The sequence below is a fragment of the Vibrio sp. QJM3NY_26 genome, from assembly GCF_057786005.1.
In genome coordinates this window covers 489,606-505,828 of the sequence record NZ_CM173516.1, presented here as the reverse complement: position 1 = coordinate 505,828, position 16,223 = coordinate 489,606, and the positions used below count along the sequence as shown (strand labels likewise).

General features: G+C 44.8%; 13 protein-coding genes. 8 read left to right on the top strand and 5 right to left on the bottom strand.

The features are described from left to right. Window positions 1-187 precede the first annotated feature (187 nt). From AC3CH4_RS17590 to AC3CH4_RS17565, 6 genes are all read left to right on the top strand, one after another. Complete coding sequence (locus AC3CH4_RS17590; RefSeq protein ID WP_171307526.1) at window positions 188-1,315, top strand: hypothetical protein; 1,128 nt, start codon at window positions 188-190, stop codon at window positions 1,313-1,315. Window positions 1,316-1,378: 63 nt separating this feature from the next. Continuing rightward, window positions 1,379-5,071 carry an RHS repeat domain-containing protein gene (locus AC3CH4_RS17585; RefSeq protein WP_488544156.1) on the top strand — a complete coding sequence of 1,231 codons (3,693 nt, stop codon included), beginning with the start codon at window positions 1,379-1,381 and terminating at the stop codon, window positions 5,069-5,071. Then, a complete protein-coding gene (locus tag AC3CH4_RS17580) occupies window positions 5,061-6,191 on the top strand; it encodes an RHS repeat-associated core domain-containing protein (protein ID WP_488544155.1) in 1,131 nt (376 codons plus the stop codon). The genes AC3CH4_RS17585 and AC3CH4_RS17580 overlap by 11 nt, the downstream gene beginning before the upstream one ends. A 268-nt stretch (window positions 6,192-6,459) precedes the next feature. Further along, on the top strand, window positions 6,460-7,899 hold the full coding sequence (locus AC3CH4_RS17575; protein ID WP_488544154.1) for a 6-phospho-beta-glucosidase: 1,440 nt from the start codon (window positions 6,460-6,462) through the stop codon (window positions 7,897-7,899). A 99-nt stretch (window positions 7,900-7,998) separates the two neighbouring features. Next, a complete protein-coding gene (locus tag AC3CH4_RS17570; RefSeq protein ID WP_488544153.1) occupies window positions 7,999-8,997 on the top strand; it encodes a LacI family DNA-binding transcriptional regulator in 999 nt (332 codons plus the stop codon). Between the two features lie 175 nt (window positions 8,998-9,172). Beyond that, a complete protein-coding gene (locus AC3CH4_RS17565) occupies window positions 9,173-9,733 on the top strand; it encodes a sugar O-acetyltransferase (RefSeq protein ID WP_488544152.1) in 561 nt (186 codons plus the stop codon). A 111-nt stretch (window positions 9,734-9,844) separates the two neighbouring features. On the opposite strand, the gene AC3CH4_RS17560 is transcribed toward AC3CH4_RS17565, so the two are convergent. The 3 genes from AC3CH4_RS17560 to AC3CH4_RS17550 all read right to left on the bottom strand — a co-directional run bounded on the left by AC3CH4_RS17560 (window position 9,845) and on the right by AC3CH4_RS17550 (window position 11,514). Then, window positions 9,845-10,135 carry a putative quinol monooxygenase gene (locus AC3CH4_RS17560; protein WP_488544151.1) on the bottom strand — a complete coding sequence of 97 codons (291 nt, stop codon included), beginning with the start codon at window positions 10,133-10,135 and terminating at the stop codon, window positions 9,845-9,847. A gap of 207 nt (window positions 10,136-10,342) precedes the next feature. Continuing rightward, window positions 10,343-10,840 carry a hypothetical protein gene (locus AC3CH4_RS17555; RefSeq protein WP_488544150.1) on the bottom strand — a complete coding sequence of 166 codons (498 nt, stop codon included), beginning with the start codon at window positions 10,838-10,840 and terminating at the stop codon, window positions 10,343-10,345. Between the two features lie 140 nt (window positions 10,841-10,980). Beyond that, window positions 10,981-11,514: a dihydrofolate reductase family protein gene (locus tag AC3CH4_RS17550; RefSeq protein ID WP_479298598.1), complete on the bottom strand. Its 534-nt coding sequence runs from the start codon at window positions 11,512-11,514 to the stop codon at window positions 10,981-10,983. A gap of 93 nt (window positions 11,515-11,607) precedes the next feature. Between AC3CH4_RS17550 and AC3CH4_RS17545 the strand changes: the two genes are divergently transcribed. Then, complete coding sequence (locus AC3CH4_RS17545; RefSeq protein ID WP_488544149.1) at window positions 11,608-12,171, top strand: TetR/AcrR family transcriptional regulator; 564 nt, start codon at window positions 11,608-11,610, stop codon at window positions 12,169-12,171. 161 nt (window positions 12,172-12,332) lie between these two features. After that, entirely contained in the window at window positions 12,333-13,865 is a 1,533-nt protein-coding gene (locus AC3CH4_RS17540; protein WP_488544148.1) for a phospholipase D family protein, read from the top strand. Between the two features lie 145 nt (window positions 13,866-14,010). Here AC3CH4_RS17540 and nfsA read toward each other — a convergent pair whose 3' ends face one another. Continuing rightward, a complete protein-coding gene (nfsA, locus tag AC3CH4_RS17535) occupies window positions 14,011-14,733 on the bottom strand; it encodes an oxygen-insensitive NADPH nitroreductase (RefSeq protein ID WP_488544147.1) in 723 nt (240 codons plus the stop codon). Window positions 14,734-14,953: 220 nt separating this feature from the next. Next, a complete protein-coding gene (locus tag AC3CH4_RS17530; protein ID WP_488544146.1) occupies window positions 14,954-16,066 on the bottom strand; it encodes an OmpP1/FadL family transporter in 1,113 nt (370 codons plus the stop codon). Window positions 16,067-16,223: the final 157 nt, after the last annotated feature.

The following is a 16,223-nucleotide window of genomic DNA, read 5'->3' as shown; positions in this document are numbered from 1 at the left end:
GCGTGTAAGCAATGGTTATCAGAATGGATAATGTCACTTGTAATCGTTGATAGTGTGAATTTTAAAATAGGGCAAAGACCCTAGGGTGAATTTAACTATCAACAAAGTTGTTATACCCAGAGATATCATTGTCTTTTCTTTAATTTCTTACCTAATAATATGTAGAGTTAATACTATGAAGTTGTCGATGAATAAATCATTGTTACTAGCAATGTCAGCGTGTTTTTTTTCTAGTGCAAGTTTTGCAGGAATTAATAGTGATTATCATGTGGTGGCCGATGACTTAACGGCTGATCATAATGAAAGCAACGGCGTACCTATGCCTTTTTATGGCAATGGAAGAATGCAGTCCAAACTTAGTGTGTCAGTTTCCTTCGCTGATAGTTACGGCAGACCAGTAACAGTACCTAAGAGTGACTTAGAAGGTGCGATATCTTTTTACCTTAAGAATAGTGAACAAGAGTTAGGCAAAAATAAAGACTGTACCTACGGAAGAGATTGCTGGGGGTATACATTGAACCCAAATGACTATTCTCATCAAATGGGCAGCAATTATCGGTATTCTAAAGGCCTACCAACGTCTCGTGTTTCATCATCTGATACCAAATTAACCGCTTGGGTTTACAGTAACGAAATCGCTCAGCATCGCGAAGTTTGTATGAAAGTTAAATTTAATACTGGTAGCCAGTATGACAATAACTATTACGACAGCTGCGCTTATCCAAATGAATCAAGTGCCTTCTATCAAAGCGTACAGCCTAAGTCCTATAGTGCTGCTGACTTTTCAGAGATTGGAGAAGGTGACAAGGTATGGGAAGAAAGTAATGCTGATGGGTTCTATTTCGACAAAGCTGAGATGTATAACTTCTATGTGACGCCCAAAGATACTTCAGTGAAACTGGTCGAGGTTGCTATGGATAACTTCGACGAGTCGGACAGCGATAAGGTGTTCCTAAACGATGAGTGGTTAGGTTGTTATTCAGATTGCACTAATGGTTTTCGTTCAGTGAAAGGTTATGTGTTCGCTCCAGGTTCAGAGCGTAATGTATCTGATGAATATGTTTGGAATAGCGCCGCTGGCGAAGGTCGCACGGCGGTATGGCGAGTTAACCAGCAACTAAGATCAGTGACTCTGAGCCAATTGCTTTATTCAAATAGCGGGACATCGAACAATGATTCTCAAAAAGAGTACCGATTTACTGTATTTGACCAATACGGAAATAAGGGACCACTGAAGCTTATTTATCCGCAAAGTGAATTTACCGGTGGCGGCCAGAAATGGGATTACACCCATTGGAACCTGGTTAGCCAGTAACATTCGGATAAAACAGAGTTAGCCCAACCATTTGGGCTAACTCATTCACTTTAGGGGAAATTTATGTCTAATTGGACTTCAAACGCTTTTAACTTTGATAGCTTTTGTTCGGGTGGCGTAGACCAAAGAACCAGAAGCTATTCATATCAAATCTTACTTGGTTCTCTTATTGGTAACTGGCTTAAGGGACCAAACCTCGATATATCCATTCAATTCTCACCTTACTCGACGGATAACCTTGGCTTCGGTAAAGGCTGGAAATTGAACCTCCCAAGATACGACATCGAGAACAAACAGCTCTATCTTGCAAATGGACAATCCTACCGTGCTGAATTAAATGCCAATATCGAAATGAGTATTCGCTACAAGAAACTGCTCGATTTCTCGGTATCATCTAGCGCGAATGGCTATGAAATTACGTATAAAAATGGTCGCACCGATCTTTTGGATAAAGATGGCGACATCATTAAGATCACTCAAAGCAATGGCCATGCTCTCTACTTTTCTTGGCTCAACGTGGGACAAAATAAGCGCCTAGATAAAATTTGGGATGATAGAACAACTAAGCAAACCGCACTTTTGTGGGTTGAGTATATCTCGGTAGGGCGCGTTAATATTTTTACTAATATTGGCAGTACCCATGAAGCTTATTTCAGTCTTACTCTTAGCAATAACAAGCTCGTCAAATGCAATTTACCAGAACAAGCAGGTAGCTATAGTTTTGGTTATGAAAGCATTGGTTCATATATGTTAATCAATGAGGTAAATCACCCTTGTGGTTTGACCGAGCGTTTGAGATATAAAGCTGACGGTATTCGAGTTAACTCAATGACTTATTTACCAGCAGTGACAGCGCACGATGTCCTTACCCTTAATTCGCCAGTTATTGGCACAACCTACGACAGTGTTGGCACAGATAGTCGTAATTTTATGGGTTATGGCGTGCGTGGTGGTGAATTAAGTGAAGGGCTTGATAATTTGCTTGAGCGTGGTTACGAATATACTTATCGCGTACAAAAAATCGAAAATGGCTCTATTGTGACCGCGCAAACATACAATCAATTTCACCTACTCGTAGAAGAAGCCCGGCAGGTAAACGGAGACCTTGTTCATTTGAAAAGGCTGGAATACCCAGCGATTGATAACCAGCAGTTTTCGGATCAACCTGCTCAGTATTCTTTGATCAGTAAAGAGGAACAAATCTGGTTTTCTGGATCGGATAGCCAAACTCAAAGTCGATTATGGGACTACGACGAATATGGCAACATGCTTAAGTTCGTTGATGAGAATGACATTTCTGAACGTTACGAATATTACGCAAAAAATGGTGAAGCAGATTGCCCTGCATCGCCTACTGACATGGTGAATTTCGTAAAATCTCGTACGCTCAACAATGGATCAGAACAGAGAGTGATCTCTTATCAATACGCTTCTCTTGAGGGGCTGAATGGCCATCGTGATGTGGTTCTGAGTTTGGAAGAAGACGTCCAACGCTATAGAAGTCATTACGCTTATCAAACTGATACTGGTGAGACTTACTCTTTCGGCCGATTGGCTTCAGTCCAAAATGACATTCTTCATCCTAACGGCACGTATTCTGCTATTTCTCACTATCGCTATGAGTTGGATAGCGATGTCCTTGAAGAACACGAAGAGCTGACTTGTCACGACAATACGAAAACCAATCTTGCGGTTGGGCACTACCTTGATATTGGAGAACTCGCGCGTCATGTCGATTCAGACGGAGTTAGCTGTGCATTTACTTATGATTCGCTTCGTAGAACTACTGAAGAACGGATTGAAGGAAGTGCAGCCCGTTCGTATCAATACATTGTTGATAATGGTATGAGTCGACAAACCTTGTTGCTAACGGATTGCAAAGGCAACTTGTGTGAACAAAGCTGGGACGGTCAAGGACGTGAATTAGAGGCTAAAGTTGGTAGCTCGGTCGTATGGACAAAAATGTACGATGCGTTGGGCAGACTCCAAAGCAAGAGTACCTACGATGTGCTGCCTGATCGCAATTCCAGATCGGCGCCTGTGGTGTTAACAGAAAGCTATGAATACGATGAGTGGGATCAGGTTAAAGCGACTCTGTTAGCGAATGGAAAACGTCGTGTCGAGTTCAATAATCTCGCCTCACGTAAGAAAACCCAAGGTATTGAAGACTTGACCATGACGGTCAGTTCTCTGAACAGCTGGGGGCTAGAAGAGAAAAAAGAGCAAGGCATCAACAGTTGGAATTATGAGTACGATTCATGGGGAAGATTGATTAAAGAAACGAATCCTCTCGCTCGAGCCAAGTATTACCATTACGACCGTTTTGATCGTGTTATTCGCATGACTCAAGCGAACGGTGTCGATCAAGATATCACTTACGCTGAACACACCGATCAGTCACAAGTTGTAGACCTGAAAATTGGTGGGGTGACTTTAGGGCAACGCGATATTGATGGATTGGGGCGTCCGAGATCTTTGCGCAGAGGAGCGAGTCCCCAAGCTTCATTGGCGTGGACTTATGCGGATAGCAGCAATATCCCAGAAACTGAAACGAGTATGGCAGCACCAACAAGGCTATTTACTCGCGATAGCCAATTGGGTGTGTTAAGTGCTAAGTCGTCTGATGGGCAGGCTTCTAGTTACAGACATGATCCAATATCCTGCTTACCGACAGGGAGTCAGGACAGTGAAGGCAATCAAAGTACCATTACCTACTCAACGAAAGGCTTGCCTGAAGCCGAGGTGAATGATGGTCAGTCTCGTTATTACAGCTACTCCGATGGTGGGGTTATCGCTGCAGTTGAGAGTGACACGGACACTCGCCAATATGGTTATGATGAACTCGGGCGCTTGGTGAAGCTGAGCTCAAATTCAACAACGGTTTACTACGAATATGATGAGTTTGATCGAGTGATACTAGAAACATTGATATCGGGTAATCAAACCCAAGTCACTGAACTCGAATGGGATGAATATAGTCGCGAAGTCAACCGAGCTATAGCCTTGAACGATAATTATATCTTTGAGCAATCACAAGAATATAACGCGTTAGGGCTGCTTAATTCTCGTAAAAAGGAGTGTGTAACTTTAGGTAATCTGACGGAAATCTATACCTATGATGACCTCTCTCAGTTGACTAAAGTCGAGTTCTTCGGCGCGGGCCCACTGAGCGATTGGTCTCAGTCTATGACGTCTATTGACTGGAGCTTCGATGAGCTAGGTAACATGCTGACGCAACGCACAGCTACTGCTGAATCTGAGGATTTCGCTCGTTACTTTTATGAGTCGGATGACCCTTGCCAGTTGACCCGTATTACTCATTCCCACCCACAACTCGATGGTCAAGTAACAGTGAAATACGACTTGAATGGCAACATGATTCAAGATGCGGATGGTCGAATTCTTGAATATGACAATTTCGACCGATTACAGCGTGTGTTAGCTGATAATGCCGAATGGCTCTATCAATATGACAGCAACGACCGACTATCTACACAACAGTCCGCTTCTGAATCTCGTCACTTTAACTATCTATGGGGTGACCTCGCTTCGATCGAGGAAAATGGCAAACTCACTCAGTATATCTATCACGAAGGAGTTCCTAAATGGTCAGAGATGGACTCGGAAACCACGTTATTGGCCACGGATCAAAATGGTTCGGTAATCGCATCAAATACGTCGGGTAAAACAGGGTCTATGTACCGTTACTCTCCATATGGGCAACGTGATCAAGCGGGGAATGCAAATGAACAATAAAGACTCGGTATTTATTACCCCACTTAATCGACGTGAGTTCCTGATTAAAATTGGTCAAACCGCAGCGGTGGCTGGTGGTATCTCACTGCTTCCTACTTCGGTTCGTTTGGCGATGGCGCAGTCGATGACCATCTCTCATTCGGAAATTGGCTTTAATGGCGAGTGGTTGGATCCTGTCCTACAAGGTTATCATTTAGGTCAAGGCTATCGCGTTTACCAGCCGAAGTTGATGCGCTTCAATGCACCGGACAGTTTGTCCCCTTTCAATGAGGGGGTTCACAATGCTTATGTGTACTGCCATAACGATCCGATTAACTTCACCGACCCAAGCGGACACCTGAATATCAGTAAGATCTTATTTGGTGCTTTTGGTGTGATCGCGGGTATTGTTGGTATTGCCTTAGCTGCACCAACGGGCGGTTCTAGCTTGGTATTGGCTGCAGGTATCATCGGTGGTATTGCAGGTATGACTAGTGGTGCGCTACAAATTGCCTCGGGTGTTATCGATGATGGGGATATCTCTCATAAACTCGATATTGCGACCATTCCATTCGATATCATTGGTGTGGTGAGTGGCGGATATTCAGCCTACAAGTCGGTTCAGAACTTACGTTGGGTAAGAGCGGGTGGGGCATTGGAAGATGTCACTCAGCCCGGTCTTGGTTCTCGTTTGATGAACAAGATTAGACCTTCCGGTGAGTACAATCTTGCGTGGGCCTCTAAAACGAACCCAGCTATGCGTATAGGCAGCTCTAAGGGACAGGTGATTGCGACCAGAATGACGCAGGGCGGTAAGACGATGACGTACACGCCTCCTCCCATTCATGGTGGGTTTACCAAGATTCTTCTTGGACAAGTCAAAGTGGGCGCCCGAGGCTATACCATCTATCAAGGCATAATGACGGCGCGCTCGATTGGTGGTTTAGGTTGGTCATCGGTTAAAACAATCCCTGGGCGATTAGATGAAGAAAAGTCTTCTGCGGATACCATGGTTACGGAAGGTCGAAGTGCCAACCCTGCAGCTAAGAAGACGCAAATGTACGCACTCGAAGAGACACGACAACGAATAAAATATGGTAATGAGGTTCAGCAGATGATCCGTCAGTTGCCATTGTCGTAGTCTGATTTATTCTTTTTCTCTAACAACACAAAGCCAGCTCAATCCTTATTGAACTGGCTTTTTTGCATTCTGTGTAGGCGTTCTCGAACGTTATCCATCAACCATGAGTACTTTCCTTAGATCCCACTTCCTGATCAAAAAAAGATCAAAAAGGCATTGTTGAAACCGGTTTCAGTATGTATCTTTACTTTATTGAAATCGGTTTCAGAGTGGCGGTTGCTTTTCTAATACCAATATTTTTCACGAACAATCTGTAGCGAGTAACAGTATGAACAACGAATTTCCGAACGATTTTTTATGGGGTGGTGCGGTTGCTGCGCATCAGCTAGAAGGCGGCTGGGATGCGAATGGTAAAGGTGTGAGTGTGGTCGATGTATTAACGGCAGGCGCTCATGGTGTACAACGTCGAATTACAGATGGTGTAATCGATGGTGAAAACTACCCAAACCAAGTGGCTGTTGATTTCTACCACCGTTACAAAGAAGACATTAAGTTATTCGCAGAGATGGGCTTTAAATGCTTTCGAACCAGTATTGCTTGGACGCGTATTTTCCCAAATGGTGATGAAACCGAGCCGTGTGAAGCGGGTTTAGCGTTTTACGATAACCTGTTTGATGAGCTGTTGAAATACGACATTCAACCAGTGGTAACACTGAGCCACTTTGAAATGCCTTACCACCTAGCCAAAGAATACGGCGGCTGGATGAACCGCAAAGTGATCGATTTCTTTGTTAAGTATTCAACCACGGTGATGGAACGCTACCAGCACAAGGTGAAGTACTGGATGACGTTTAACGAGATCAACAACCAGATGAACACTTCGGCAGACATCTTCGGTTGGTTATGCTCTGGCGTGAAGTTCCCACAATGCGAAAAGCCGCAAGAAGCGATGTATCAAGCGGTTCATCACCAGTTTGTGGCAAGTGCGTTGGTGGTTAAGAAAGGTCACGAGATCAATCCAGATCTTCAAATCGGCGCAATGTGTGCGATGGTGCCTTTCTACCCTCGCTCTTCAAAGCCTGAAGACATCATGGTGGCACAACAAGCGATGCGTGACCGTTATTTCTTCTCGGATGTAATGGTGCGTGGTCATTACCCAAATTACGCTAAGCGTGACTGGGCAATCAAAGGCTTCAACATCGAGATGCAACCTGAAGATGAGCAGATCCTAAAAGAAGGTAAGGCCGATTACTTAGGTTTTAGCTACTACATGTCGAATACCTTGGATTCTTCTTCTCACCAATCTACAGAAGAAGCGATGGACGGCGGTCATGAAAACTCGGTCGATAACCCGTTCATCCAGTCTAGTGATTGGGGCTGGCCAATTGATCCAACGGGTTTACGTTTCTGTTTAGCGTCTCTGTATGAACGTTATGAAGTGCCATTGTTCATCGTTGAGAATGGTTTTGGCGCTGTTGATACCATTGAAGAAGATTTCAGCATTAATGATGACTACCGCATTGCTTACCTTGGCGACCACATCAAAGAGATGAAAAAAGCCGTTGCGATCGACGGTGTTGATTTGATGGGCTACACCCCTTGGGGCTGTATCGATTTGGTGTCGTTCACCACCGGTGAGATGAAAAAGCGTTATGGCTTCATTTATGTAGATAAGCACAATGACCAATCAGGTTCTTTAGATCGCAAACGTAAGAAGTCGTTCGAGTGGTATAAAGGCGTGATTGCATCTAACGGTGCCACTATTTAGAATGCATTTCCCAGCGCAGTTATGTGAACTGTGAGCTGTCATTTTGCAATGAATTAGTCGGCCTATGTCGGCTAATTTTTTATAAAGGAAAAGAAGCGAATGGTAACCATGCTTGATGTCGCGAACCGCGCAGGCGTATCTAAATCGACCGTTTCTCGTGTCTTAAATGGCAAGAACATCGTGCGCCCAGATGTGGTGAAAAAGGTATTCGATGCGATTCAAGAAACAGGCTATCGACCAAACCTGTTGGCTCAGCAGTTGGCGACCAAGAAGACCAACTTCATCGGTTTTGTAATCACCAATGAGTTGTTCAATGGCCCTTACTTTTCTTCTTTGATGTATCACGCGGCTTCTTACAGCGAAAAGTCGAATCACCAGCTGGTGATCACCGATGGCAAACACAGCGCTGAAGACGAAAGAAAGGCGATCAACTTCCTGCTGGATATGAAGTGCGCGGGCATCATCATCTATCCACAGTGCTTAACCGAAAGTGAGATTGCAAGGATCATCGAAAGCACTGACACACCGATTCTGGTACTCAACCGAGAAATGCCGTCGAAGCCCACCCATGCCATTACCACCGACCATTATCAGAGCGCTTGTTTGATGGTTGAACACATCATCGAGCAAGGCCATACAGACATTGCAGTGATTCGAGGTAAAGCCGGTTCTTCGACAGATGAGTTGCGTTACCAAGCTTATCAAGATGTGCTAACTAAACATGGTATGGCATTGGATGAGTCCAAGGTTGTTCAAGGTGATTGGACGATGGAGAGCGGTTATCACACCGCTCAAGCTTTAGTAAAAAGAAAAGCAACATTCACCGCTATCTTATCTGAAAACGATGACATGGCGATTGGCGCGATTAAGGTGCTAACTGAACTTGGTTACTCACTACCTAAAGACGTTTCTATCGTTGGTTTTGATAATAGTAAAGTGGGTGCGTTTTTAACGCCAAGCCTCACGTCTGTGAGTGTGCCATTGGAGCAAATGACTCAAAAGGCAATCCTGCAAATTGTCGGTGAAACTGAGCAAGCCAAAGCTTTGAGTACTACTGGCAGTTTAGTGGTTCGCGACTCAGTTGCTCTGCGTGGCTAGGCTCAATTAACTGTGAGTGAGTTTCATATTTTACCTACAAATCGTGACTGGCTACGCATCTTCGAAATCCGTTAGAAACCGAACTTATTGTGACCGTTCTAGATATGCGATATTGCGTTTTTTGGTGTATGAATTGACTACCATTAGGTCAGTAATGTGAAACTAGGTAAGTAACGTGAGAGCAGAAAAACAAAAAATGCTAGCTGGTGAACCTTATCAAGCTTGGGATGAAGAGTTGTACTCGGCGCGAATTGAGTGCCGAAAAGTGCTTCAAAAACTTAATAACAGTATTCCTGACACACCTGAATGGAAAGCGGCTACTCAAGAGCTTATTCCTGGCTGTGAAAATACGCATTTAGAACCCCCATTTCGTTGTGATTACGGCTCGAACATCAAGTTGGGCAAGAACTTCTACGCTAACTTTAACTGTGTGATTTTGGATGTGGCCGAAGTGACCATTGGTGACAATGTGCTGCTTGGTCCGAACGTTCAAATCCTGACCGCAGGTCATCCACTCGATGTGAAAGGCCGAGTTGAAGAGGGTGTTGAGTTTGGCACACCGATTAACGTCGGCGACAATGTTTGGCTTGGCGGCGGTGTAATTATCTGCCCCGGTGTCACTATTGGCGAAAACAGCGTTATTGGCGCAGGCAGTGTGGTAACCAAAGACATCCCGGCCAATGTGGTTGCGGTGGGTAATCCATGTAAAGTACTGAAAGCGATCGATAATGCGTAATAATCAGATTGAATAGATAAAGCCCGCGAACCTAGGCGTGCCGCGGGGCTTTTAAATCGAATTCGATAGCTGGTCAGTGTGCTTTCTAGTAACAGACTACTGGAACTGTACTTAAGCGATTTTCGTCATCTCATTGAGTGTGAATGACGCAACACTACCTTCCGTTGCAGCCATGTATTCAGCAAGGTGAGTATTGCCCATGTGTACTTGCCAAAGTTCGCGAGACGTCCAGTTTTCATAGAAAGTGAAATGTGCTGGGTTTTCATTGTCTTGGTGAAGGTCGTCGTTGATGCAGCCTTCTTCAGCGCGAGTTATATCAATCAGTTTTAATAGCTCGGCTTTAACCAATTCAATTTTGTCTTCGTTAGCGACGATGTTTGCGATGATAGTCAGTTGAGTCATGTTCGTACCTATATTACTTTTCACCGAAATGGTGAGTTGTCTGTGTTTACAGCGCCACTCTTTGTTCATTGAGCTACAGTCTGTATCGATGGATAAATAATAGTAGGAATATTTGAAACGATAAACAGCGCCACATTTGAATTATTTTCAAAAATAAATTGATAATAACCTGGGGATTATGTGCTACTAGGTGTAGGTAAAGAGTGTTTAAAAACCGCCCGCCCACGCATCAAAATCGTCAATGTTGTCGAGCTCTTCCTTGGTACTTGGGGCTGGGTAATAAGGCAGAGCCAATCTTTGAGCGGAAGGTTGCAGTTCCCAATCGGGCGTAATCTTGAGTCGTGTTAACTCATCGTTGAGGCGCACAAACATATAGTAACCATCGCTATGGGTATTGGCGTAACTTGCGATGGTCGCAATGTCACCAGAAGGCAACTTTACGTCTCTGCCTAGTGGGTAAAGTTGGTGCAGAGCGAAGCTGACCTTAGGATCTTGTAGCTTGCCTTGTTTAAAGCGTTCTAGGCCAATCGCGGTTGAGGTCGTGCGAGGCTTCCAACCTGTGAGGAATAATCCACTCAAGCTATCTTGGAACGGTTTACCTTTTCGATTGCCTTCATTGCTAATGAATTGAACCGTCAGCGTGTCTCCCGATTCTTGCAGGATTTCTAAAAACTGTTCACCAGTGCGATCGACCAAAAGCTTCATAAGATCTAGATACCATCAAGAATGAGAGACGATAAAGGGTACTACTATAGGGGAGGCTTGTGTAGGGACGATAAACGTTATGTAGCGTGAACAATGTTTCCGGTGTTGATCCTTACATGCCCCTTTGATGAACAACAGCTCTAGCGCTTACGTAAGTAATGCGTTTGCACTATCTCATCAAGGTACGTCGTGACGCCTTTCAACGTAAAATCGACAGGGGACACTAAGTCACCAAATAGCGGGGACCCACCACCAAGCAAGACAGGAATGGTCGAGATGATCAGCTCGTCAATCATGTCTTCTTTCAGGAAGTTTTGAATGGTGATGCCGCCATCGATGTACAAGTTCTTTAGGCCGTTGTTATTCAAATCCGCGACAATCTGTTTAAGCTCGCCCTTCATCAAAAATACCTTACCTTCAAGTTCTTGAGGTACTTCATTCAAAGTATTGCTAAGTACATAGACTGGCTTGCTGTAAGGCCAATCGATACCAAAGCTCAACACCATATCCATTGTATTACGTCCCATGACCAGCGCATCGATACGATCGGTATGAGCGTTGTAACCCATGTCGTCACCGTCTGGATTTGGAATTGCTTGCAGCCAATCTAAGCCGCCTTGCTTGTCTGCAATGTAACCGTCAAGGCTGGTTGCGATAAATACAATATTTGACATTTTTAACTCCGATATCGATGAGAAACTTGGTATCTACACGATAATAAATTAAAATATTCTACTGTGTAGAAATAAAGTTTAAGAGGTGACGGCATGACTGTCAAGGATCAGAAACGAGGTAGACCAAAGAGTGGGTCAAGCCAACTCAGCGCCGAGAGAATTCTCACCATTGCCAAAAGCATGATGCGAAATAGTGGCAAAGTGCCAAGCATTCGAGGGTTGGCGACAGAACTCGGGGTCGATGCGATGGCCATATACCATTACTTCAAAAACAAAAACGAGCTGCTTGAGGCAATCACAGTTTCTTTGATTGAAGAAGTCGCGCAGCCAGAGCTGAATCAAGACTGGCGAGGTAATCTTTATCGGCTCAGTGTGAGTTACTTGTCGATGCTCAACGAATATAGAGGCTTGTTAGAGACCTTATTGACCATGAAATCCCTCGGGCCAATAGAAGTATTTAGTGAACGTTTTACAGCAGTGTTGAGCCCGTTATCGTTAACCGAAGAGCAAACCAAAAACGCGTTGGATTTGCTGGTGGATTATTTACACGGCTACGCTTTGGCGTTGAACTGCAACCCAGACCGAACTGAACTCACTATTGAAATGGTCGAAAAGCCGCTGAATTTATACTGTTTGGCGCTCACTCAACTTAAGTGATCTGTAGGCCAATTTACCGACCTTTAAATTTATACTGGATAATTACCTATAAATTTCAGGCTTTAGCAGTAATAATCAATGAATAGATCGGAATAGCTTGTTCATTGAAAAGCTGTACGGAAAGTTTCTAAAGACGCCATCGTGAAAAGGAAGTCAGATACATGCCTGTGCTCCAACGCATCAGTTTAACGTTAATCTTAATCGCCGTTTTAGGTGGGTGTTCTTCACTTCCTGAAGGCATCGACCACCCTGCAGAACCGTACACCTCTTATGGACCAAGCACTTTGTCGGTTTTAGCGGATGAATATCAACCTCAAGCACTAGAGCAGGCGACTACCGCGGTTCGTCTGCAAGAGTCGGGTTGGGATGCTTTGGCACAGCGATTAGCACTGGTCGAAAGTGCTGAGCACACTATCGATATTCAATACTACATCTGGAACTCTGACGAATCGGGCCGCTATCTCGCTAGCCGTTTATTAGCCGCGGCTGAGCGTGGTGTTAAGGTGCGCGTAATGTTGGATGATATCAACCTCAACGAACGTGAAGGTTTGCTGTCGGCACTGGATGCGCACCCGAATGTCGAGATTCGTATCTTCAATCCAACACCAACACGCCGCGGTTTCAGTAAATGGCTGAGCTTTGTCGGCGACTTTTCTCGTTTAAATCGCCGTATGCACAATAAGTCGTTTACCGTAGATGACACTTTGTCTGTGGTTGGCGGCCGTAATATTGGTGATGAATACTTCGACCTTTCTGATGAAATCAATTTCCGAGACCGCGATGTATTAGTCATGGGCTCGGTAGTTAACACCATCCAAACCAGCTTTGTTGAATACTGGAACAGCCGTTGGTCTTACCCTGTCGATATGCTGGGTGATGACGAACAACCTGATCTCTCAAAGATAGATAATATTGTCGTTCCGCATTATCAAAATTATCCTGAATTACCATTAGACCGTGAGGCTGCTGATAGCTTACTGAAAGAAGTGATTGGTGAGATGATTTGGGTGAATGCGCGTTTTGTTTACGATCAACCCGTCCCTGATGACTCCGATAATACTGATGAACCAAAAGCGACCGCGATTCTTCTAGGGAAGTTAGCGAGCGAATCGAAACAAGAGATCTTGTTGGAATCGGCTTATCTAGTGTTTGATGATGGTCAGCTTGAAGAGTGGCAAGTGTTGAACAATAAGGGCGTTGAGATAAAAGCGCTAACTAACTCAATGGCGTCTAATGATCTGGTGACTAATCATTCTGCTTATGCGGGCAGACGTTACGACATGTTAGAACATGGCATCGACCTGTTCGAGCTAAAACCAGAATCAAAGCTATGTGAAGCATCGACTCAAGATGTGTCCAAATGTGCGCCTCAGACGGCCTATGGCTTGCACGCAAAATCAGTTGTATTCGACCGCAGTATCGCAAGTATCGGCTCATTTAACTTCAACTTGCGCTCTACCTATCTCAATACTGAATCGGTTTTGATCATCGAGAATAAAGAGATTGCTGAAATGTTAGCAGAAACTATTAAGCAAGCAATGAGTGACGACAATAGCTGGCGTTTGGAACTGGAAGACGGTGATGTGTATTGGTATTCAGGCGATCAAAGCTGGGACAGCGAACCAGAAACGGGTAAGTGGGAACGAATGCAGTCAGGCTTCCTACAGTTGTTACCGATTGAGAAATACTTATAAAAGAGTTAGCACCGTAGAAATAAAAAATGTCAGCGCATAATACGCTGACATTTTTGTTTGTGCTGCGGTTTGCTGCTAGCTCTAATCGCTTAACGGCTTAACGGCTTAACGGCTTAACGGCTTAACGGCTTAACGGCTTAACGGCTTAACGCTTGGTCAGTTGCTTACTGTTCAAGTAAGGCAGAATGTGCGGGCGAGATTCGCCAGACAGCTTCTGCGTGATCTGTTGTGACCAACTGCTCTGCTTCTGATTGCTTGAACGGTTTGCATAGTAGCTTTGCATTGAATCATCGTAGCTAGCAATTTCATCTAGGCTCAGCGGTTGGTATTGGTTTTCGTGCATTACTACGTGAGCAGGAAGGCGAGGCTTAATCTCAGGTTGTTGTGCCGGGTGACCTAAACACATGCCAAACAACACGGCGGTGTGTTGTGGTAGTGCTAACAGTTCATCGACTTGTTGTGCGCTGTTACGCAGCCCGCCAATGTACACGCCACCCAGACCTAGAGACTCAGCAGCCAGCATGCAGTTTTGCGCCATGATGCCAGAGTCTACCGCGCCAATCAGGGTCAGTTCTGTAAAGTCGGTTTTCACTTCAGGATTAATCTGAGCGTGGCGTTGATAGTCGATACAGAACACCAAAAACTCAGCCGCGTTCTCAACGTAAGCTTGATTGCCTGCGTATTCGGCTAACAGTTTGCGCTTCTCTTTGTCTGTCACCCTCACGATAGAAACAGCCTGCAGTAAACTGGATGATGAAGCCGCAAGACCAGCCTGAATAATCACATCAAGTTGTGCCTTTTCAATCGGTTGATTTGTATATTGACGAATGGAGCGATGCCCCAGAATAGTTTCAATCGTGCTGTTCATAACTCTCAGCCAGTCCTTGTGATGATGACGTAGAGAATCACAATAACGACTATTACCATGAGCGTAAAGGGTGTTAGGGCCTTTCTGGTTAGCGGAATGATATTCATGAAATCAAAAGGATTGCTCTCACAGCCAATCCTTTTTTGTACCGTTTCCTGCTAGAAGCTAGAAGCTAGAAGCTAGAAGCTAGAAGCTAGAATGGAACGCTTAAGAGTTCGCTTTAATGGCGAAGAGACAAAGTGATGAAGTGAACTCTGTTGGTCGAATAGCTGCCAGAAGGCTGAAATAGTCCTGAGTCCGCACTAATTTCACCATGGCCTAAATCTTGGTATTGGTAACTCAACCCTAGATGTAAGTCATTGGATATCTTCTTCTCAGCGCCGAATCCGATACGCCACTGTTTATCGAGCGGGAGCAACACATCCCTGTTTTGACTGCTTACAGGGCTCGTGTCACCGCTCAGTCCGCTGTACAGCAACCAATCCTCATAGGCGTATTCCACACCAACCCCAAGAGAGTAGGTGGTCGAGTATTTGTCATCATAATCTTGCCATGTCTCCATATTGGATCTGAGTAGAAGGTTTAAGCTCTCATTTAATGAATGCTTCAACCCTAAGTTTAAGCTTCGAACCCACGTCAATTCAGAACTGATTCCAAAATCATTGGCGCTATCAAGGGAAAGGTCGTGATCAAATTGGCTCTGATAACTGACACCCAATTGTGTGTTGTCACTTATGTGGTGATTGAGACTCAGGCCGAACCCTAGATCAAGGCTACCCCCTTGAAGTTCGCGACCATTCAAAGCTTGAGTTTCAATCGCTGCGTGCTGCAATATCAAAGAACCACCAAGGGACAGTTGTTCATTAACTTGATATGACAATGAAGACGTTAAGTTGAGTGCTGAAATGCTATTTTCTTTGATCAATAAAGCAGGGTGCGCGGCAACGCCGTGTGAGTATTCAACGCCAGTGCCGCCAGCTGCGTGCAATGCTGCGCCAACGACCCATTGGTCATTGAGCCTTGATGCGTAAGACAGGTGAGGGAGAACATCCGCGCTGCTTCCTGTGGTCGAAGCCGAGTTATCGTCACGGACAAAAGTGGTTTCAACATCGAGGTATTGAACGCCGAGAATCCAAGCGCTTTCTTCAATGGCCGATAACCCCGCAGCGTTGGTGATCACTGCGGATGCATCGTTCGCGGTTACGTTTCCTGCGCCTGCTGTGCCAACGCTTTTGGTAGTCGCAATCTGAGATAGGTTTAATCCTCCTGCGTGAGCAAGAGAGCTGACTATCGCTGTTACTAAAAGAGACAGTGTGATGAAAGGTGTTTTCAAGAATAGAACCTCATTTTCAGTGTATGAGTCATGTTTCCAGTAATTTGGGTGATGTTTCTAGCAGTTCGAGCCATGCTCTTAGAGAGAGAAGTCATTGCCACGAGCGAACACTAAGAGCAGCGTGGCAATTGACTTGATCGACTTAATTGCCTTAGTT